This window comes from Kutzneria kofuensis (genome assembly GCF_014203355.1).
GTDB classification, from domain to species: domain Bacteria; phylum Actinomycetota; class Actinomycetes; order Mycobacteriales; family Pseudonocardiaceae; genus Kutzneria; species Kutzneria kofuensis.
This window is the reverse complement of record NZ_JACHIR010000001.1, coordinates 6,141,580-6,162,285: the sequence shown is the minus strand read 5'-3', so window position 1 is coordinate 6,162,285 and position 20,706 is coordinate 6,141,580. Positions and strand designations below refer to the sequence as shown.

Genomic DNA, 20,706 nt, shown 5'->3' with positions numbered 1-20,706 from the left:
AAAGCTTCGCGGTGCGAACAGTCGGGGAACCGACGGTTCGTGACCGCACCCGGCGGGAGGTCGGGGTGGCCGGGGGCCACCCCGGCCTCTCGGTATCTTTGGCGCCGCCTCCGGCGGCGCGGCTCGGCCCCCTTCAAGCCGCTGCCTCGCCCTTGGCCGTGCGAAGCACCAGCGGGGCCGAACACTCTCCTCGCTGGCGGCAGGCCCGAGCCCAAGCGCGTTAAATCCAGGTGCATCCGGCATTCCGGAAGAATCGGGCGATTCAGTGTGACGTCCGCCGTCACACCGGGGATGGCGCCAGGCGTGTGCCCGGCGGCGGTAATGTCGCCCAAGCTGCCGACCCGCGAGGTCGCGCCGATGCCTGGACCGCGGCCTCAGTTCGATCGAGTCTTTCCATCGATCGAACTGAGGCAAGGGAAGGCATCGGCTTGGAGGCGACCTCGCCCCGCGCGGAACGCGCGGCACAAGCACAGGAGCCCGCGAACGTGACCACCACCTCGTTCCAGTACGTCGATCCGCTGCCGCTGGGCAAGGACACCACCACCGAGTACCGACTGGTCAGCCCGGACGGGGTCCGGGTGACGGAGGTGGCGGGGCGGCGATTCCTCGAAGTGGAGCCCGAGGCGCTGCGGCTGCTGGCGCGCGAGGCGATCAAGGACATCCAGCACCTGCTGCGCACCAGCCACCTCAAGCAGCTGCGGTCGATCATCGACGACCCCGAGGCCAGCGGGAACGACCGCTTCGTGGCCACCGACCTGCTGCGCAACGCCTGCGTGTCGGCGGGCGGGGTGCTGCCGATGTGCCAGGACACGGGCACGGCGATCGTCGTCGGCAAGCGCACGGAGACCGTGCTCACCGGCGGTGACGACGAGGCGGCGCTGTCGGAGGGCGTATACGACGCCTACCAGCAGCTGAACCTGCGCTACTCGCAGATGTCGCCGGTGACGTTCTGGGACGAGAAGAACACCGGCACCAACCTGCCGGCGCAGATCGAGCTGTACCACAAGGCGGGCCAGGAACCGGTCTACGAGTTCCTGTTCATGGCCAAGGGCGGCGGCAGCGCCAACAAGACGTTCCTGTACCAGGAGACGAAGGCGCTGCTGAACCCGACGCGGCTGGCCCGCTTCCTGGACGAGAAGCTGCGCTCGCTGGGCACGGCCGCGTGCCCGCCGTACCACCTGGCGATCGTCGTCGGCGGCACCTCCGCCGAGTACAACCTGAAGGTCGCCAAGCTGGCGTCGGCCCGCTACCTGGACAACCTGCCGACCGAGGGCTCGGCCGACGGCCGCGCGTTCCGGGACACCGACCTGGAGCAGCAGGTGCTGGCGATGACCCGCGAGTTCGGCATCGGCGCGCAGTTCGGCGGCAAGTACTTCTGCCACGACGTGCGGGTCATCCGGCTTCCCCGGCACGGCGCGTCCTGCCCGGTCGGCATCGCCGTGTCCTGCTCGGCCGACCGCCAGGCCAAGGCCAAGATCACCGCCGATGGCGTGTTCCTGGAGCAGCTGGAGCGCGACCCGGCGCAGTTCCTGCCCGAGGTCAGCGACGAGCAGCTGTCCGACGACGTCGTCCGGATCGACCTGAACCAGCCGATGGACGAGATCCGGCGGACGCTGTCCGCGCTGCCGGTGAAGACCCGGCTGTCGCTGACCGGCCCGCTCGTCGTCGCCCGCGACATCGCCCACGCCAAGATCAAGGAGCGGCTGGACGCCGGCGAGCCGATGCCGCAGTACCTGCGCGACCACCCCGTCTACTACGCCGGCCCGGCCAAGACCCCTGAGGGCTACGCCTCCGGCTCGTTCGGCCCGACCACCGCCGGCCGGATGGACTCCTACGTCGAGCAGTTCCAGGCCGCCGGCGGCTCGCTGGTGATGCTGGCCAAGGGCAACCGGTCCCGGCAGGTCACCGACGCGTGCCGGTCCCACGGCGGCTTCTACCTCGGCTCGATCGGCGGCCCCGCCGCCCGGCTGGCCAAGGACTGCATCCGCAAGGTCGAGGTCCTGGAGTACCCGGAGCTCGGCATGGAAGCCGTGTGGAAGATCGAGGTCGAGGACTTCCCGGCGTTCATCGTCGTCGACGACAAGGGCAACGACTTCTTCTCCGAGACGTCCGCGCCGACGCTGCAGATCTCCTTCCGCCGCTAGCCGACCAGACGAACGGGGCCGGGTCCGCGGACTCGGCCCCGTTTCGCGTCCACGGCGGCGTACACGATCACGCCGGCGGACAGCGCCGCGCCGATGAGCAGCAGCCACAGGTAGTGGTCGGCGGCCTCGATCCTGGTCTGCGCCACCGGGATCCGGTCGTGCGGGACGAGGCCGGCGGGCCCGTGGGCGAGCAGCAGCCAGGCGAACGCCACGATCGACAGCACGGCGGCGACGGCGCTGTGGAGCGCGGCGACGGGCCGCCGGGTCAGCCACAGCGTCCCGGCGACGGCGACGGCGGTGAGAACCACGGCCGGTCCGATGGTGGCGGCCACCGGCGGCAGGATCACGACCAGCCCCAGCCACAGCAGGCCGGCGGCGAAGCCCGTGGCCATCGCGGAGACGGGTGGCCGGCCGCTCAGGAAAGCCGCGATGTGCACGGCGAACAACACGCCGAGAACCACTGCCTCGCCCATGCCGGAGACGGGTTTCAGGGCGGCGACGACGGCCGTGCCGAGCACCAGGAGACAGCCGAGCAAGCGTGCGGTCATCGCCAACGCCCTTCCGAGGAGTCCCGCGTGTGGCCCCTGCCCGACCCCTGCCGCCGGGCAGGGACCACACGCGGGTTATCGGCGGCGGCGTGGCTAGCGTTGCGTGCCGATCTGGGTTGTCAGCACGACCTTGCGGTTCCCCAACGGCGCGTCCAGGTGGACGGCGACGGGGACGTTGCGGACGTAGAGCGGGCACACGCGGTGCGTCTGGGCGATGCTCACCAGCGCGACGTCGACCTCGTCGGCGGTCTGCTTGACGACCTGGGCCTCGACCTTGACGCAGCCGCCCTCCTCGGCCATCACCACGAGGGTCTTGCCGCCGTCCTGCTCCCACACGGTCTGCGGGACGCTCTCGGCGGCGCCGGCGTAGTCGACCTGGTTGGGCGGCACGGTCGGGCCGGTGGCCTTCGCGGGCGGCGCGGAGGTCGGCGGCGGGCCGGAACTCGGCGGCGGTACCAGGGTGATCGAGGTCGTCGGCGGCGACGTGGCGGTGGTGGTCGGCGACGCGGTGGTGGTACCGGTCTGCGCGGCGTTCATCGCGGCGGGGGAACCACAGGCGGCCAAGGCGAACAGGCCGGCTCCGATGACGGCGGTTCTCAGCCAGCGGTGACCCGACAGCTGGGGCAGCGCCGCTCTCCGCCGGGAGTAGGGGCGGCGCCCGGCCGGCTGGGGCGAGCCGGCCAGGCGCCCGGCAAGTGGCTTGGTCATGACCGCACCGTCCTCTGTTCCAGCACAACCTTGCGGTCGGCGAGTGGCTTGTCCAGCTGCACGGTCAGCTGGGTCAGCCGGAGCTCCTTGCTGCACACCCGGTCGGACTCCACGAGGTTCCGCGTGAGCAGCACGTGCACCGAGGCGGCGTCCTGAGCGCTCAGCTCGGCGCTCGAATGCTCGCACCCGCCCTCCTGACCCTGCACGGCCAGCACGGCGCCGTTGTCGTCCAGCTGGACCCGCGCGGGGTACCCGGCGGGCAGCTTGGACACGTCGACCTGCTCGGCCGGCACGTCGCGGAGGCTGCCGCCCTGGCCGGCGGGCGCGATGCCGTTGGCACTGCCGGACGGGGTCGTCGTCGTCTGGGTCTGGCCGCAGGCGCTTATCGCCAACACCAGCGCGCCCGCGCCGACCACTGTCGTCAGTCCCTTCATGGTGGAGGGACGGAGCGACCGCCGCGACGGGTTGCACCGGTCCACCCGGATGGCGGAGCGGTCAGAGGCGCCGGCCACCCAGGACGACCTCACCCGCGCGGGACGCGCGGCATGTCACAGGTCCAGCAGCTGGATGGGGTCGAACGACACCGGGAAGGGCTCGGTGATCTCGAACGTGCCGCCGGTGTGGGCGACGGCGATCTCCTGGTACTCGCCGTCGGCGAGGCGGTAGAACCACAGCGTGGCGGTCTCGGTGCGCAGGTCGACCTCGCCGCGCAGGTAGTACGGGATGCCCTCGCGGGCGCACATGGCGGGCTTGTCGAGGCGGTCGCGCTGCCGCGAGGAGGGCGACACGAACTCGCCGACGAGGACGGCGTCGGCGGCCTGGGCCCAGGTGCTCATCACGGGCGAGCGCATCACCGTGATGTCGGGCTGGATCCACCGCTGCGCGGTCATCTGGAGGTTGACGGTGGTGTACACGCGCAGGCCGACGGCCCGGGCCGGGCCCTTGAACAGGCCGCGTAACTCGTCAGCGGCGTACACGTTCGGGCCGGCCTCGTACGGGCTCAAGATCAGGTTCCCGTCAACGCACTCGTACTTGCTCGGCAACAGCCCGGGGTCCGGGAGGTAGCGCTCGGCCAGCTCCGTGGTCCACATGCCGGCGAGCTCGACGAGCGGGTCGAACGAGACCGAAGCGGACATGCGGGCACCTCCCTCAGGCACCCATGGTACCGAGCGCGAGGCCCCGCCGTCGCTTCGCACGGTCGCTGGATTTCGATCGGCCGCCACCCGACGCACCCACCAGGAAGCCGACGCGGCCGATCGAAATCCAGCAAGGGCGAGGCGGCGGCCCCGAAGGGGCCGAGCCGCGACGCCGAAGGCGGCGCCAAAGACACTGCGCCCGAGGGCCGGCGAGCAGTATCGCCGGCCCTCGGGGAGCTCACAGCCGGGACAGGGCGTCCTTGATGGCGTCCAGGCGGCCCTGGGAGGCCAGGCCGGGGTGGTACACGTGCAGCTCGGACGCGCCGGCGTCGAGGTACTGCCGCCACTCGGCGGCCAGCGCGGCCCCGTCGACGGGGCGCGGCGGCAGCGCGAGCACGTAGGCGGCGAGCGCCTTGTCGGTGATGCCCTGCAACGCCTTCAGCACGGGCAGGGCGGCGTCCGGCCCGGGCCACGCGGTGAACGTCAGGGTGTCCACGTCGGCGTCGACACCGCCGGCGACGGTCGCGAACGGGCCGGTGGCCCACTCGTCGGCCGCGGCATGGGCGATGATCTTCGCGGACGGCAGCGACTCCCGGATCCGGCCGACCAGAAGCTGCCGCAGGCCACGGGAAAGCCCGGTGCGAACGCCGGAGACGGCGTCGGCGAGCTGCTCCCCCAGCGCCGCGCGGACGCTGTCGGCCTTGCCGTCGACACCGGCCCGCACGGCCGACCGGAGCTGCTCGACGTCGATGCCGGCATCCCCATAGAGGGCAACGCAGGCGGCGCAGAAGCAGAGCGACAGCAGTTGCTGCTGGACGGGTGACCAGTCGGTGCCGTCGGTCTTCTCGTGGTGCCCGCCGTGCACGAAGCCCAGCGGCCCGCACGCCTCCAGCACGACGCCGTCCAAAGGTCCACTTTGGACGATTTCGGCGACCAGGGTCTCGCAGTACTCCACGACATCCTGTTGCGCCGGGCAGAGCGCGTACGGGTACCGGTCGCCGAAGGCGTTCCGCACGGTCACATCGGGCACGAGGTCCCCGAGCCGGCTGGAGTGCGTCAGCACGGTCCACGCGTACACGGGCAGCCCGACCGCGCGCAGCCGCTCCGCCGCCACGCCGAACGAGCCACTGTCCATCCAGGACGGTTCGGCCGGCGCGAGTCGCTTGCCCCGCCACGCCTCCGGCCGCACGGGCACGTACAGGGCGGCGTGCCGGGCGTCGACCATCCGGTGCTCGGGGTGCAGCGGGGTCGCGGCCCGCGTGGTGTGGTACGACGCCGCCAGGGCGACCGCGCCGACCCCGAGGCCGGCGAAGCGGTCCGCCGCGGCGTCGTCGCCGACCAGGTCCCACGAGTAGGCGTGGGCGAGCGTGGTCACCACCGGGGGTTCTTCCTCTCGTACGACGGATCGACCCGCTGCATGTAGCCGGTGTCGTCCCGGCTGCGGATGTCGGTGTCCAGGAACCGCTGATGCGCCACGGCAAGCGCGTCCCGATCGAGCTCGACCCCCAGGCCGGGCCCGCTCGGCACGGGCACCGCACCGTCCACGAAGGACAGTGCACCCGGCTTCACGACGTCGTCGACGGCGTTCCACGGATAGTGCGTGTCACAGGCGTAGCGCAGATTCGGGGTGGCGGCGGCCAGGTGGGTCATCGCGGCCAGGCTGATGCCCAGGTGCGAGTTGGAGTGCATGGACAGCCCGATGCCGAACGTCTCGCACAGCAGCGCGAGGCTCCGCGACCGGGTGAGGCCGCCCCAGTAGTGGTGGTCGGACAGCAGCACCTGGATGGCGTTCTGCCGGACCGCCGGCGGCAGGTGGTCGAACGACACGACGCACATGTTGGTGGCCAAGGGAATGTCCACCCGGGCGGCCACCTCGGCCATGCCCTCGATGTCCGAGGTCGGGTCCTCCAGATACTCCAGCACGCCGTCGAGCTGCTCGGCGACCTTGACGGAGGTGTCGGGCGTCCACACCGCGTTCGGGTCCAGCCGCAGCGGGTGGTCCGGGAACGCCTCGCGCAGCGCGCGGATGGCCTCGATCTCCTGTTCGGGCGGGAAGACGCCGCCCTTGAGCTTGATCGAGCCGAAGCCGTACTCGTCGATCAGCTTGCGGGCCTGGGCGACCACGCCGGCCGGGTCGAGTGCCGCGCCCCACTCGTCGGGCTCGGCGTCGGGGTGGCCGGCCCACTTGTAGAACAGGTAGGCGCTGTACGGCACGGCGTCGCGCACCTTGCCGCCCAGCAGGTCCACCACCGGCCGGCCCTGGTGCTTGCCCTGGATGTCCAGGCAGGCCACCTCGAACGGGGAGAACACCCGGTCCACGGTGCCGATGCCGGTCATCTGGCCGGTCAGGCCGTGCTGGTCGGTGCCGACCGTGCCGCCGAGCGCCGCGGCGACGGCCGCGTGCATGCCGTTGAGGTCGTAGACGTCCAGCCCGATCAGGGCGGGCACGACCGTGCGGGTGCGCTCCAGGTGCCCGGCGTCGCCGTAGGTCTCGCCGAGGCCGCTGACGCCCTCGTCGGTGTGGATCTCGATGATCGTGCGCAGCGCCAGCGGCTCGTGCACGCCGACGGAGTTCAGCAGGGGCGGGTCGCGGAACGCGATCGGGGTCAGGACGATCTCGGTGATCTTCATCCGGCCACCAGCCTTCGGCCGGTCTCGACGATCCGGTCCAGCTCGGCGAGGTGCTCCTCGGTCGGGTCCAGCAGCGGCGGCCGCACGCCGCCCACGTCCAGCCCGCCCCGCACGACGGCCGCCTTGACCAGCGACACCGCGTAGCCGGGCACCTTGTCGCGCAGCTCGACCAGCGGCTTGAAGAAGCCGTGCAGCAGTGCGTTCACCCGCTCGGTGTCGCCGCTGGTGACAGCGTTGTAGAAGCCGAGCGAGATCTCCGGTGCGAAGCAGAACACCGCGGAGCTGTAGAGGTCGACGCCGATGCCCCGGTAGGCCGGCACGGTCATCTCGGCGGTGGGCAGGCCGTTGAAGAACTGGAACGGCTTGTCGACGCTCTCCCGGACCGACAGCACGATGCGCTGCATCAGGTCCAGGTCGCCGATGCCGTCCTTGAAGCCGATCACGTTGGGCAGCTTGGCCACCTCGACCGCCGCCTCGGGCGTGAAGACGGCGTTGTTGCGCTGGTAGACGATCACCGGCAGGTCGGTGGCCGACGCCACCTCGGTGACGTAGCGGGCCACGCCCGGCGCCGGGCAGCCGACCAGGTACGGCGGCAGCAGCAGGATGCCGTCCGCGCCGGCGCGCTTGGCGGCGGCGGCGAACTTGCGGGCCAGCGGGACGGAGCCGCCCGCGCCGGCGAAGACCGGCACCCGCCCGGCGGTCGCCTCGACGGCGACGCGCACCGTGCGCTCGAACTCCTCGGGCTCCAGGGCATGGAACTCACCGGTGCCGCAGGCCACGAACACGCCGCCGGGCCCGGCCGCGACGCCGTGCTTGACGTGCTCGGCGAGCACGTCCTCCGCGACCTCCCCGTCGGGGGTGAACGGGGTCACCGGGAAGAACAGCACTCCATCCAGTTGCATTCCAGACCTCTCGACTTCGCCCTGTGACGACATCCGTGACGATCGTTGCTCGCGAAAACGTTTACACGCCAGGACGCGGTCAGTCCCTGACCCCGAGGGTGGGTACCCGCGAGGCGGTGCGTCGGGCACCGCCTCGCGGGCTTGTGGGACTCAACGACACCGCCGCCGTTAGCCGTCGAGCCCACGCCTGTCGCGACCGCCATCAGGTGATCCACCGCGAGGGCGGAGCCCCGGCTGCGTCCGCGATCCCTGGCGCGGCCTCGCGGGCCGCCTGCCTGGAGATCGGGGCTGCCATTGACCCTCTCCTCGCGGTTCACGTATCTGAATGCCGGTCGTACTTGTGAACGTTGGCACGGACTGTAAGAATCAGAACCACCGTGTGTCAAGGTCCTGGAGGCCGATCAGATGTCAGAGGCAGTCGACAGCGCGGCCCCCACCAGGCCGGCAGCGGTGAAATCCGCGGACAGGACCGTCGAGTTGCTCGAGGTCATGTCCCGTTCCGAGCGCCAGCTCACGCTGACCGAGCTGCACAAGGAGCTCAGCTACCCCAAGTCCAGCCTGTACATGCTGCTGCAGACGCTGGTGTCCCGGGGCTGGGTCGAGGTCGACCCGCAGCGCGGCAGCTACGGCATCGGCGTGCGGGCGCTGCTGGTCGGCACGTCATACCTGGACCACGACCCCGTGGTGCGCACCGCCATCCGGGTGATGGAGCAGGTGCGCCAGCAGATCAACGAGACCGTGCACCTCGCCCGCCTGGACGGCGCGGACGTGGTCTACCTGGCCAGCCGCGAGTCGGAGCACCACCTGCGCGTGGTCTCCCGCGTCGGCCGCCGGCTGCCCGCGCACGCCACCTCGCTGGGCAAGGCGCTGCTGGCCGAGCGCAGCCGGGCCGAGGTGGAGGCGCTGCTGCCGGAGCGGCTGGAGGCGCTCACCCCGAACACCGTCACCGACCACGACGAGCTGCACGCGCAGCTCGCCAGGTTTCACGCCGAGGGCTACGCGCACGAGCGCGAGGAGAACACCCCCGGACTCGGCTGTTTCGCCGTCGCGCTGCCGTACCGCAACCCGGTGATCGACGCGATGAGCTGCTCGGTGCCGCTCGGCCGGCTGGACGCCGAGCACGAGCGCCAGGTCGTCGGGGCGCTGCTCGCCGCCGCCCGGACCATCACCGAGGTCTTGCGTCAGTTCGGTCGCTGAGTACCGTTCTGAAGCAATTGTAAACGTTTGCAACATGGAGGCCACACCCCGTGACCGAACGCATCCTGATCACTGGCGCCGCCGGCGGCGTCGGCACCCTGATGCGGCCGAGACTCGCCGCGGCGGGCCGCGTGCTGCGGCTGCTGGACATCGGCGAGCTGCCGGCCGCGAGTGACGGCGAGAACGTCGAGCTGCTGACCGCGTCCGTCACCGACCAGGCGGCGATGGACGCCGCCTGCGCGGGCGTCGACGCCGTCATCCACCTCGGCGGGCACAGCCTGGAACAGCCGTGGAAGGACATCCTGTCGGTCAACATCGACGGCACGCACACAGTGCTGGAGGCCGCCCGCCGAAACGGCGTCAAGCGGGTCGTCCTGGCCAGCTCCAACCACGCCGCGGGCTTCCACCGGCGCGGCGCCGAGGACACGCCCGACTACGCGTTCCCGCGCCCCGACACGTACTACGGCGTCAGCAAGGTCGCCGTGGAGGCGCTGGGCGCGCTGTACTCCGACCGCTACGGCCTGGACGTGATCGCCATCCGGATCGGGTCCTGCTTCGAGAAGCCGCGGGACGTGCGCATGCTGTCCACCTGGCTGTCGCCGGACGACTGCGCCCGCATGCTGGAGGCCTGCCTGGCCACGCCCTCGCCGGGCTTCCGGGTGATCTGGGGCGTGTCCGACAACACTCGCCGCTGGGTATCCCTGGACGAGGCCAAAGCGTTGGGATACCAGTCGGAGGACGACTCGGAGCGGTTCGCGGAAGAGATCATCGCCGAGCACGGCATGCCTGCCCCGGACGGCCCCGAGCTGAACTACGTTGGCGGCGTCTGGGTGACATCCGCCTGGGACACCGCCGTCAAGGAGCAGACCCTATGACGGATTCTGGTCGAATGAGCGCCATTCAGGGCTACAACCCTCGCACCGGAGAACCCTTCGGCGAGCCGATCGAGTCCACTTCGGACGCCGAGCTGGACGCGATCGTCGCCAAGGCCGTCGCTTCCGGTTGGTCGGCGACGACTTCCGAGCAGCGGGCCGAGGCGTTGGAGCGGGTCGCGGACGCGTTGGACGCCGAGTCCGAGCTGCTCGTGTCCACCGCGGACAGTGAGACCGCGCTCGGCCGGCCTCGGCTGTCGGGCGAGCTGAAGCGCACCACGAACCAGTTGCGGCTGTTCGCGTCGGTGCTGCGCGAAGGCAGCTACCTCGAAGCCACCATCGACACCGCGGACGCCACCACCGTGCCGCCGCGGCCGGAGCTGCGCCGCATCCTGCGGTCGATCGGGCCCGTCGCCGTGTTCGCCGCGAGCAACTTCCCGTTCGCCTTCTCCGTCGCCGGCGGCGACACCGCGTCCGCGCTGGCCGCCGGATCGCCGGTGATCGTGAAGGCGCACCCGTCGCACCCGCGGACGTCCCACGAGACCGCCCGGATCGTCGCCGCCACGCTGCCCGAGGGCGTGTTCGGCATCGTGCACGGCTTGGCGGCCGGGCCCCGGCTCGTGCAGCACCCGGCCGTCAAGGCGGTGGGTTTCACCGGGTCCACCGGCGGCGGGCGAGCCCTGTTCGACCTGGCCACCAGTCGGCCCGAGCCGATCCCGTTCTACGGCGAGCTGGGCAGCGTCAACCCGACGGTGATCCTGCCGGGCGCGGCGACCGAGGAGACCGCCGCCGGCTTCGCCGGCTCGCTCACCCTCGGCGTCGGGCAGTTCTGCACCAACCCGGGCCTGCTGTTCGCGCCGGCGTCGATGGTGGAGGCGCTGACCGCCGCCGTGGACGCCTCGTCCGGCGGGCCGATGCTCAACGAGCGGATGCAGCAGGGCTACCGGTCCGGTGTGGACTCGTTGGCCGGCAGCGACCTGGTCGAACTGGCCGCCACCGGCACCGACCCGGCGCAGGGCTACAGCGTGGCGCCGAAGCTGTTCACCACCGAGCTGAAGACCTTCGCCGCCAACCTGGGCACGCTGACCGAGGAGCACTTCGGGCCGGCGGCTGTGGTCGTCACGTACACCGATCCCGAGGAGCTGCTGGCGGTTCTGCCGCAGCTGCCGGGTTCGCTGACCGCCACGGTGCACGCTTCCGCTCAGGAACACGAGCTCACCGGCCGTGTCGGCGCCGCGCTGCAGGCGGTGGCCGGGCGGCTGATCTTCAACGCCTGGCCGACCGGCGTCGCCGTGGCGTGGGGCATGCAGCACGGCGGCCCGTGGCCGGCGACGACCAACTCGCTGTTCACCTCCGTCGGCGCGACGGCGATCCGGCGCTGGCTGGTGCCGGTGACGTACCAGAGCTGGCCCGAGGAGCTGCTGCCGCCGGAGCTGCAGGCCGGCAACCCGCTCGGCATCCCCCGCCGCTTCGACGGCGTGCTGGGCACCAGGTAACTGATGCTGGGAACGGACCTTTCCTAAACTCCGAGTTTAGGAAAGGTCCGTTCCCACGGTTTCGACTTGCTCGGCGTGCACCCGCCGTGGTAGCGCCAGCAGTGCGAGGAAGGCCACCACGGCGCAGCCGACGATGTACCAGCTGATCCACGTGCTCGACGACGTGCTGGCGAGGATGGCGGTGGCGATCAGCGGCGCGGGGCCGCCGGCGATCACCGACGCCAGCTGGTAGCCGAGGCCGGCGCCGGAGTAGCGGACGTTGGTGCCGAAGGACTCCGCGATCAGCGCCGCCTGCGGGCCGTACTGCATGGCGTGCAGGACAAGGGAAATCACGATGCCGACCAGCACAAGGCCGGCGACTTTCGTGTTGAGCAGTCCGAAGTACGGGAACGCGTACAGGCCGACGCAGACGATTCCGATGCCGTACATCAGTTTGCGGCCGATGCGGTCGGACAGCCAGCCGAACAGCGGCACGCAGATCACCCCGGCCGCCGCCGCGATCATCGTGTAGCCGAGCAGGTCGTCCTGGTTCAGCTTGAGCTGCTTGGTGCCGTAGGTCAGCACGAAGGTGATGAACAGGTAGAACGGCGCCTGCTCGGACATGCGCAGGAACGCCGCACTGAGGATCTCCCTCGGGTGCTCGACGATCGCCTGCCAGACCGGTTGGCGCACAACGGCTTCCTTCGACACCACCGTCTCGAACTGCGGCGACTCCAGCACGCGCATCCGGACGTACAGGCCGATGCCGATGAGCACCACGCTGAGCAGGAACGGAATCCGCCAGGCCCAGGCCAGGAAGCCGTCGCCGGCCCAGCTCGACACCAGCCGCACCACCCCCGTCGACAGCAGCAGACCGATCGGCACCCCCAGCTGCGGCAAGCTGGCCATCAGGCCGCGCTTGCGCTGATCCCCCCACTCCATCGCCAGCAGCACCGAGCCGCCCCACTCGCCACCGACCCCGATGCCCTGCGCGATCCGCAGAATCGTCAGCAGGACCGGCGCGGCGACCCCGATCGCCTCCGCCGTGGGCAGGCAGCCGATCAGCAGCGTGCCGATGCCCATCGTCAGCAACGTGCCGATCAGCGTGCCCCGGCGGCCGATCCGGTCGCCGAAGTGGCCGAACACCGCGGCCCCGATCGGTCTCGCCGCGAAGCCCACGAACTGCGTGCCGAACGCCGCCAGCACACCCGCGAACGGCGTGCTCCCCGGGAAGAACAGCTTCGGGAAGATCAGCGCCGCCGCCGTGCCGTAGAGGAAGAAGTCGTACCACTCGATCGACGTTCCGATCGTGCTCGCGACCGCGGCGCGCAGCCGCTGGGTGCGGATGAGAGCCACGTCACTCATGCCGACACAGTGATCGCGCAACGTTGCCGTGTCAAGAACGTGTGAACCCCCCGCGACGTCCACCGGAAAATCGACAGCTTTCTACGAGAGTTAAATCAAGACATGGAAACTCCGCCGGACGGCGCTTGTGGATCTCATGGGCCGCCCATTACCTTCCGTCAGATCCTGCTCACCGGGAGGTACCAGTGCTCCGTCGGCGTGGTGGCGTCCTGCTCGCCGTTTTCCTGGCCATGGCCGGACTCCCCGCCGTGACAGCGGCGTCGCCGGAGCCGGGCAACCCGGCGGACGCGGTGTCCCTGATCACCGGGGACAGGGTCGTCCCCGACGCCGACGGCGGCGCCGGATACCTGCTGCCGGCTCCCGGCCGGGAGCGGATGAGGTTCACCAGTTACCGGACCCCGGGCCACAGCTACGTGATCCCCGAGGACGCGATGCCGCTGCTGGCGGCCAGGACCGTCGACCTGCGGCTGTTCGACGTCAATGAACTGCGGGCCTACCACGGCCGGCTGCCGCTCATCGTCAAGTACTCGTCGTCGTCCCAGCGGTCCCTGGCCCGCACCGCCGGCGCCGTGGATCTGCCTGCCATCAACAGCACGGCGGTCAAGGCCGACCCCGCCTCGTTCTGGTCCAACCTGACCGGCTCGTCACTCCGGTCCAGTGGCATCGCCAAGGTCTGGCTCGACGGGCAGCGGCACGCCACGCTCGACCACAGCGTCCCGCAGATCGGGGCGCCGACCGCGTGGGCCGCCGGATACACGGGCACCGGAGTGACCGTCGCCGTGCTCGACACCGGCGTCGACAACACCCACCCCGACTTGGCCACCCAGGAGATCGGCGAGAAGAACTTCTCCGGCTCCCCCGACGACCAGGACCACTTCGGCCACGGCACGCACGTGGCGTCGATCGTCGCCGGCACCGGCGCGAAGTCCGGCGGCAAGTACCGCGGCGTCGCCCCGGGCGCCCGCATCCTCGACGTGAAGGTGCTGGGGGACAACGGTTCCGGCGCCGACTCGGGGATCATCGAGGGCATGCAGTGGGCCGCCGAGAACGGCGCGAAGGTCGTCAACATGAGCCTCGGCGGCGAGGACACCCCGGACGTCGACCCGATCGAAGAGGCCGTGAACACGTTGTCGGCCCGGTACGGCACGCTGTTCGTGATCGCCGCCGGCAACTACGGCCCGGTCACCGGCACCATCGACTCCCCCGGCAGCGCCGACGCGGCCCTCACCGTCGGCGCGGTCGACCGCGACAACCAGATCGCCGAGTTCTCGGGGCGCGGCCCGCGCGCCGAGGGCGGCATGATCAAGCCGGACATCACCGCGCCCGGCGTGGACATCACCGCGGCCCTGAGCTCGACCGCCAAGATCGGCGAGCCGGCCGCCGACGGCTACACGAAGCTGTCCGGCACGTCCATGGCCACCCCGCACGTCGCCGGCGCGGCCGCACTGCTGGCCCAGCAACACCCCGACCTGAACGGCACGCAGCTCAAGGCGTTGCTGGTCGGAGCCAGCACGCCCACCCCGGGGGCGACCCCGTTCGAGCAGGGCGCCGGCCGGGTGGACTCCGCCAAGGTGCTCACCCAGACCGTCACCAGCCAGCCGATCAGCCTCGGCTTCGGCAACGAACAGTGGCCGCACACCGGAAAACCCCCGGTCACCAAGGACATCACCTACGCCAACACCGGCACGGCGCCGGTGACCCTCGACCTGAAGATGGACACCAACGGTGGCGTGTTCACCGTGTCACCGGCGCGGATCGTCGTGCCCGCCGGCGGAACGGCCAAGGCCACGGTCAGCGCCGAGGCGGGCAAGGCTCCGGACGGCGGCAAGTTCGGCGGCGCCGTGGTCGCCAGCAGCGGCGCGATGAGCGTGCGGACGGCCGTCGAGATCGACCTTGAGGTCGAGAGCTACGACGTGACCTTCACCGCGCACGACCGCGCCGGCGCGGCCCCGTCCTTCGCGAACCTGTTCCTGACCAATCTGGATACCGGGGAGGGCGTGTTCCCGAGGAACTTCGTGAACGGCAAGGTGGTCGAGCGCATGCCGGCCGGACGGTACCTGCTGTCCGGATCCGTCATGACCGACGAGCCGTACGCGGACGACGTCATCAACGCGCCGAACCTGCGCATCAGCGGGCCCGCCACGATCGACCTCGACGCCCGCACGGCCAAGCCGCTCAACCTCACGTTGCCCGACCCGAAGGCGCAGTTGTCGTTGCTGCAGATCGGTTTCGAGCGGATCGCCGGGCCGCACCGGTACACCATCACCAGCATCGACCGCGGCGGTGACGTCAGCAGCCTCGGCTTCGCGCAGCTCGGTCCGGACGCCCCGGCCGGCGAGGCCACCGGGCAGCTGGCCACCAACTGGACCGGCAACGCCGGGCTGTACGGCCTGGCCTGGTACCGCAAGGGCGGCCTGCACACCGGGTTGTCCAAGGTGATCAAGCCGGAGGACCTGGCCACCGTGCACGTCAACGTCGGCAAGGTCAGCGATCCGGCGTACGTCGGGCTGACCTCGTCACCGCACAACGCCCGCGCCGACTGGGGTTACGGCCAGTTGGAGCCGGTGAAGCCCGGTCAGTACACGGAGTTCTACGGCGGTGACAACGCCGACTGGGCCCGCCGCCTCAGCCTGCCCGGCGACAACTACGAGGCGTTCCTGGGTCCCGTGAAGCACTACACGCCGGGCCGCACGTACTCGGATTCCCTGTACCGCGGCGTTTTCGGGCCCGCGTTCCCGGACACCCGGGACGATCTGTGGGTGCAGCAACGCGGAGACCTGATGGTGGTCGCGCTGCCGCTGTTCAGCGACGGCTCCGACAATGCCGGCTTCTCCGCCACCACGTCGGCGTCGACCAGGCTGTACCGCGACGGCCAACTGTTCGGCGAGACAAAGGATGCCGGGGCCGGCCGGTTCGTCATCCCGGCCGGGAAGGCCACCTACCGCATCACCACGGAGGCCACCCGGACCGGCCACGCGCAGGCCAGCAAGATCACCGCCAGCTGGACCTTCCAGGGCGACCGCAACACCGGTGTGTCGCAGTACCCCGTCTCCGCCATCCGGTTCACCCCGAACCTGGACGACAACGGGGCGGCCAGGAAGGGCTTCTTCCTCCTGCCGGTGTCGGTCGAGGACCAGCCGGGCACGACGTCGAAGCAGCGGCTGCAGTCCCTCCAGGTCTCCTACGACCAGGGCAGCAGCTGGCAGACCGTGCCGGTGATCGGCGGCTACGCGGCGCTCCACCACCCGGACAACGCCAAATCCGTGTCGTTGCGCGCCACCGCCGCCGACCGCGCGGGCAACTCGGTCGAGCAGACGATCATCGACGCCTACCTGCTGCGCTAGCCGTGCCGGCCGCGTGGCTGACGTATCGGCCACGCGGCCGGCAAACTCGATCGCTTTCGGCTCGTCGTCGCCCTAGCCTTGCCGGCATGGCGATGACGACCGTGCCCGGGAAGCACGTGGACATCAAGATGTGGACGCGGGTCGACGAGGTCGAGCCCGCGGCGATGCAGCAGCTGCGCAACATCTCGTCCCTACCGTGGGTGGTCAAGCACGTCGCCGTCATGCCCGACGTCCACCTGGGCAAGGGGGCGACGGTCGGTTCGGTGATCGCGATGAAGGACGCGGTGTCGCCGGCGGCGGTGGGCGTGGACATCGGCTGCGGGATGACGGCGGTGCGGACCTCGCTGACGGCGAACGACCTGCCGGGCGACCTGGCCGGTATCCGTACCGACATCGAGAAGGCGGTGCCGGTCGGCTTCGGGGCGCACCGCGAGGCGGCGTTCGGCGAGCGGGATGCCAGTGACTGGAAGCAGTTCTGGGCCCGGTTCGACGACCTCACGCCGGCGGTGAAGGCCCGCGCGGACCGGGCGGTCAACCAGCTCGGCACGCTCGGCGGCGGCAACCACTTCATCGAGGTCTGCCTGGACACGTCCAAGCGGGTCTGGGTGATGCTGCACTCCGGCTCCCGCAACATCGGCAACGAGCTGGCGCAGCACCACATCGGGGTGGCGCGCGGCCTGGCGCACAACGAGGAGCTGCCGGACCGGGAGCTGGCGGTGTTCCTGGCCGGCACGCCGGAGATGGCGGCCTACCGGCACGACCTGTACTGGGCGCAGGACTACGCGCGGCGCAACCGGTCGGTGATGCTGCGCCTGATCTGCGACGTGCTGCGCAAGCGGTACAAGCACATCCGGTTCGACGAGCCGATCAGCTGCCACCACAACTACGTGGCGGAGGAGAAGCACTTCGGCGAGGACGTGCTGGTGACCCGCAAGGGCGCGATCCGGGCCGGCAACGGGGACCTGGGCATCATCCCGGGTTCCATGGGCACCGGCTCGTACATCGTGCGCGGCCTGGGCAACCCGGACTCGTTCGAGTCGGCGTCGCACGGCGCGGGCCGGAGGATGTCCCGCACCAAGGCCCGCAAGATGTTCAAGCGCACGGACCTCATCGAGCAGACCAAGGGCGTCGAGTGCCGCAAGGACACCGGCGTGATCGACGAGATTCCGGCCGCTTACAAGGACGTCGACCAGGTCATCGCGAACCAGTCGGACCTCGTCGAGGTCGTGGCGAAGCTGAAGCAGGTCATCTGCGTCAAGGGATGAGCGCCGGCCCGGGGGTGTCACAGCCCCGGGCCGCTGATCTTCGTGCCGGTGATGCGGTAGACCGCCGGCATCGGCATGGCCTTGCTGAACGGCCAGTCGACGGTCGTGAGGCCGAAGCCGATCAGCGCCCGGGCGAGGATCGTGCCGTGACTGCCGATCACCACGGTGCCCTGGTTCTCGGCGAGCTCGCGGAGGGCGGCGGTGGCCCGGGCGGTGAGTTGGTTCAGGCTTTCGCCGCCGGGGCGGGCGAAGTCCGGGTCGGCCCAGCTTTCCTCGTAGTAGCGGGCGTAGTCGGGGGTGGGGCCGACACCGGAGTCCCACTCACGAAGGTTCTGGTCCGTCCGGATGGGCAGGCCGAGCGTGCGGGCGAGGGGTTCGATCGTCTGCACGGCACGGAGATAGGGGCTGGACGCGATCAGGGTTGGCCCCATCGCCGCCAGCTCCTCGACGAGGTCTTCGGCCTGGGCCAGGCCGATTTCGTCCAGCGGGCGGTGGTAGTCGTCCGGGCCGCCAGGTGAGGGGTACACCGGGTGGGCGTGTCGGACAAGGACGATGTCGGCTCGCACCGGCCGATCATCTCAGACCAGGACAACCCCGGCGGGCACGGTGCTCAGGCCGAGCGAGGTCGTGGCAACCACCTTCAAGGTCTCCGCGTCGATCTTGCTGACGGTGCTGGACGCGTTGTTGGTGACCCAGATCTGGTCGTGGGTGGCGGTGATGCCGGTGGGGATGTGTCCTACCCGGACGGTGGCGGTGACGGCCCGCTTGCCGGTGTCGATGACGGACACGGTGTCGGAGTTGGCATTGGTGACGTAGGCGACCGCGCCGTCGGGGCGGAAGGCGATGTTCCACGGGGACCGGCCGACGGGGACGGTGGCCTTCACGGCATGACTGCCGACGTCCACAATGGAAACGGCGTCCTGCCAGGTGTTGGCGACGTAGACATGCCGCCCGCCGGGGCAGGCGGTGATGCCGTGGGCCTTGGCCAGACCGGGCAGCGAGGCCTTGATCTTGCGGCTGGCGGCGTCGACGACCCACAAGCCGTCCTGGCACGAGACGTACACGGTGGAGCTGTCGGGGCTGACGGAAACCGCCTGCGGCGCAAGGCCGACGGGGATCTCGCCGACGACGGAGTGGGACTTGGCGTCGATGACCGACACGGACTTGGAACCGCCGGGGCCGGTGTCGGGCCCGGTGTTGGCGACGTAGAGCCGTCGGCCGTCCGGTGAGGCGCAGATGCCGTGCGGGAACAGGCCGACGGCGATGGAGCCGACGATCCCCCCGGTGTCGGTGCTGATCACACAAACCTTGTCGGAGCCGGATTCCGTGACATACAGGTACCGACCGTCCGAGGCGGCAGCGATGCCGTACGGGTTGATCGGCCCCTGCACGGTGGAGAGCAACTTGCCGCTGCCGGCGTCGATGACCGAGACGGTGTAGGCGACGATGCCGGTCACATACGCGCGTCTGGCGGTGGGCGGGACCTCGCCGGCGGCCTTGTTGCGTACCAACAGCTGCGTGCCGGGGAAGCTGGTGCCGGCCACGCCGTGCGGGAAGTCGGGGGCATGGGTGGTGACGGTTTCGTCGATCCGACTGCGGCCGCCCTGGTGCGGCGGCGTCTGGTCGGCGCCGGGAATCTTCGCCCGCGGCAGGTGCTTGACGTTGTGCTCGGCCTGCCACAGCGGGGCCTTGGTCGACGGCAGCGGCGGCAGGGGCTGGGCGCTGTCGCCGAGGCCGAGGGCGGAGGTGAGGTCGCCGAAGGTCTTGCGCCGCCAGCCGGTGATGTTCGGTTCGCGGACGCCGGTGATGACCTCGATCAGGCGCAGCACCGAGGTGTGGTCGAACGGCTCGGTGGCGACGAAGCCGCCGCGTGTCCACGGCGAGACGATGGTGCAGGGCACGCGGATGCCGGCGCCGATCGGCAAGCCGTCGACGAACTCGTCGGGAGTGCCCGCGGGCGGCAACGGCGGCACCATGTGATCGAACAGGCCGTCGTTCTCGTCGTAGTTGAGGATCACCACGGTCTTCGCCCACACGTCCGGGTTCGCGGCGATCGCGTCCAGCTTGCTGGCCACGAAGTCCGCGCCGGCGGCGGGGATGTAGTCGGGGTGCTCGCACTGCGGCGAGGTCGGGATGATCCACGAGACGGTCGGCAGCCGGTCGTTCATCGCGTCGTACTCGAAGCGGTCGGCCGGCCCGATGGCCAGACCGTGTCGATGCAGCGGGGAATTCGGGCCGGCGTCCTGGTAGTTCTTGAAGAACTCCAGCGGGTTGCAGCCGTAGTCGTCCTCCTGCTGGTACACGTGCCAGCTGACGCCGGCGGCGGTCAGTCGCTCCGGGTAGGTGGTCCACGTGTACGGGGACGGCACGATGTTGCTGGTGATCGGGCCGCCGTGCCGGCCGGCCGGGTCGATGGTGCCGGTCCAGTGGTAGAGCCGGTTGGGCCAGGTCGGCCCGAGCACCGAGCAGAAGTAGGCGTCGCAGAGCGTGAAGTTCCGCGCGAGTGCCCACTGGAACGGGATGTCGTCCTCGGTGTAGTAACCCATCGTGTACGGACCGTTGCCGTCGCCGTCGGCGGCGCGATGGGCGGGCAGCCAGTTGTCCATCTTGCCGCCGTTGACCGCCGAGTGCTGCACGGCGAAGGCGTGACTCGTGGACGGGATCGCCTGCGAGCTGGTGCGCTGCGTGTCGAGGTGGAACGGCAGCAGGTAGCCGTCCGGGTTCTTGGGGTCGGGCTGGTAGAACACCGAGCGGCCGGTGGACAGCGTGACCGCGTTCGGGTCGTCGAAGCCGCGGACGCCGGGCATGGTGCCGAAGTAGTGGTCGAACGACCGGTTCTCCTGCATCAGGACCACAATGTGCTTGATGTCCCGCAGCGTCGCGGGGTTGGCCGGGGTGACTGTGAGGGCCCGCCGCAGGTTGGGCGGCAGCACCGCGAGTGCGGCGGCGCCGGCCGCCGACTCGAGCAGGCGGCGACGCGAGATCCCAGCCATGGTGCTCCCGACCTCCCGAATGACGCGCTCAGCAGACACCACGCCGTCGACCGCCGCAACGGTTCACGGTCCGTTCGGGTGAACCCGCCCGGGGGCGGATTCCGTTGAGAGGTCTAGACCTCCCTT

16 protein-coding genes are annotated in these 20,706 nt (G+C 70.6%); 6 read left to right on the top strand and 10 right to left on the bottom strand.

Annotated features, from left to right (window positions below; translation table 11 throughout):
• Positions 1-485 precede the first annotated feature (485 nt).
• Positions 486-2,144, top strand: a complete 1,659-nt coding sequence (locus BJ998_RS28500) for a fumarate hydratase (protein WP_184866442.1) — start codon at positions 486-488, stop codon at positions 2,142-2,144.
• Here BJ998_RS28500 and BJ998_RS28495 read toward each other — a convergent pair.
• The 7 genes from BJ998_RS28495 to BJ998_RS28465 form a co-directional block, all read right to left on the bottom strand.
• The gene (locus tag BJ998_RS28495; protein WP_184866441.1) at positions 2,141-2,692 is read right to left on the bottom strand and encodes a hypothetical protein; all 552 of its coding nucleotides are present in this window, start codon (positions 2,690-2,692) and stop codon (positions 2,141-2,143) included. The genes BJ998_RS28500 and BJ998_RS28495 overlap by 4 nt on opposite strands.
• Before the next feature lie 93 nt (positions 2,693-2,785).
• Entirely contained in the window at positions 2,786-3,400 is a 615-nt protein-coding gene (locus BJ998_RS28490; RefSeq protein ID WP_184866440.1) for a hypothetical protein, read from the bottom strand.
• A complete protein-coding gene (locus BJ998_RS46645; RefSeq protein ID WP_221338150.1) occupies positions 3,397-3,912 on the bottom strand; it encodes a hypothetical protein in 516 nt (171 codons plus the stop codon). The genes BJ998_RS28490 and BJ998_RS46645 overlap by 4 nt, the downstream gene beginning before the upstream one ends.
• 36 nt (positions 3,913-3,948) lie before the next feature.
• The gene (locus BJ998_RS28480; RefSeq protein ID WP_184866439.1) at positions 3,949-4,536 is read right to left on the bottom strand and encodes a Uma2 family endonuclease; all 588 of its coding nucleotides are present in this window, start codon (positions 4,534-4,536) and stop codon (positions 3,949-3,951) included.
• Between the two features lie 238 nt (positions 4,537-4,774).
• Positions 4,775-5,914 (bottom strand): hypothetical protein, encoded by a 1,140-nt coding sequence (locus BJ998_RS28475; protein WP_184866438.1) that lies wholly within the window; start codon positions 5,912-5,914, stop codon positions 4,775-4,777.
• A complete protein-coding gene (locus tag BJ998_RS28470; RefSeq protein WP_184866437.1) occupies positions 5,908-7,167 on the bottom strand; it encodes a glucarate dehydratase family protein in 1,260 nt (419 codons plus the stop codon). Before BJ998_RS28470 ends, BJ998_RS28475 begins: the two co-directional genes overlap by 7 nt.
• Positions 7,164-8,069, bottom strand: a complete 906-nt coding sequence (locus BJ998_RS28465; protein WP_184866436.1) for a 5-dehydro-4-deoxyglucarate dehydratase — start codon at positions 8,067-8,069, stop codon at positions 7,164-7,166. Before BJ998_RS28465 ends, BJ998_RS28470 begins: the two co-directional genes overlap by 4 nt.
• Positions 8,070-8,474: 405 nt before the next feature.
• Here BJ998_RS28465 and BJ998_RS28460 point away from each other — a divergent pair, with 405 nt between their 5' ends.
• Genes BJ998_RS28460 through BJ998_RS28450 form a run of 3 tightly spaced genes read left to right on the top strand, consistent with a single transcriptional unit; the run spans position 8,475 to position 11,634 of the window.
• A complete protein-coding gene (locus BJ998_RS28460) occupies positions 8,475-9,266 on the top strand; it encodes an IclR family transcriptional regulator (RefSeq protein WP_184866435.1) in 792 nt (263 codons plus the stop codon).
• Between the two features lie 50 nt (positions 9,267-9,316).
• Positions 9,317-10,141 (top strand): NAD-dependent epimerase/dehydratase family protein, encoded by an 825-nt coding sequence (locus BJ998_RS28455; RefSeq protein WP_184866434.1) that lies wholly within the window; start codon positions 9,317-9,319, stop codon positions 10,139-10,141.
• Between the two features lie 14 nt (positions 10,142-10,155).
• Complete coding sequence (locus tag BJ998_RS28450; RefSeq protein ID WP_184866433.1) at positions 10,156-11,634, top strand: aldehyde dehydrogenase (NADP(+)); 1,479 nt, start codon at positions 10,156-10,158, stop codon at positions 11,632-11,634.
• A gap of 36 nt (positions 11,635-11,670) precedes the next feature.
• On the opposite strand, the gene BJ998_RS28445 is transcribed toward BJ998_RS28450, so the two are convergent.
• Complete coding sequence (locus BJ998_RS28445; protein ID WP_184866432.1) at positions 11,671-12,978, bottom strand: MFS transporter; 1,308 nt, start codon at positions 12,976-12,978, stop codon at positions 11,671-11,673.
• Between the two features lie 185 nt (positions 12,979-13,163).
• Between BJ998_RS28445 and BJ998_RS28440 the strand changes: the two genes are divergently transcribed.
• On the top strand, positions 13,164-16,322 hold the full coding sequence (locus tag BJ998_RS28440) for a S8 family peptidase (protein ID WP_184866431.1): 3,159 nt from the start codon (positions 13,164-13,166) through the stop codon (positions 16,320-16,322).
• Between the two features lie 86 nt (positions 16,323-16,408).
• Complete coding sequence (locus tag BJ998_RS28435) at positions 16,409-17,587, top strand: RtcB family protein (protein ID WP_184866430.1); 1,179 nt, start codon at positions 16,409-16,411, stop codon at positions 17,585-17,587.
• Between the two features lie 17 nt (positions 17,588-17,604).
• Here BJ998_RS28435 and BJ998_RS28430 read toward each other — a convergent pair whose 3' ends face one another.
• Together BJ998_RS28430 and BJ998_RS28425 are read right to left on the bottom strand one after the other, a co-directional pair.
• On the bottom strand, positions 17,605-18,153 hold the full coding sequence (locus BJ998_RS28430; protein ID WP_184866429.1) for a histidine phosphatase family protein: 549 nt from the start codon (positions 18,151-18,153) through the stop codon (positions 17,605-17,607).
• 12 nt (positions 18,154-18,165) lie between these two features.
• A complete protein-coding gene (locus tag BJ998_RS28425) occupies positions 18,166-20,580 on the bottom strand; it encodes an alkaline phosphatase family protein (RefSeq protein ID WP_184866428.1) in 2,415 nt (804 codons plus the stop codon).
• Between the last annotated feature and the right edge of the window lie 126 nt (positions 20,581-20,706).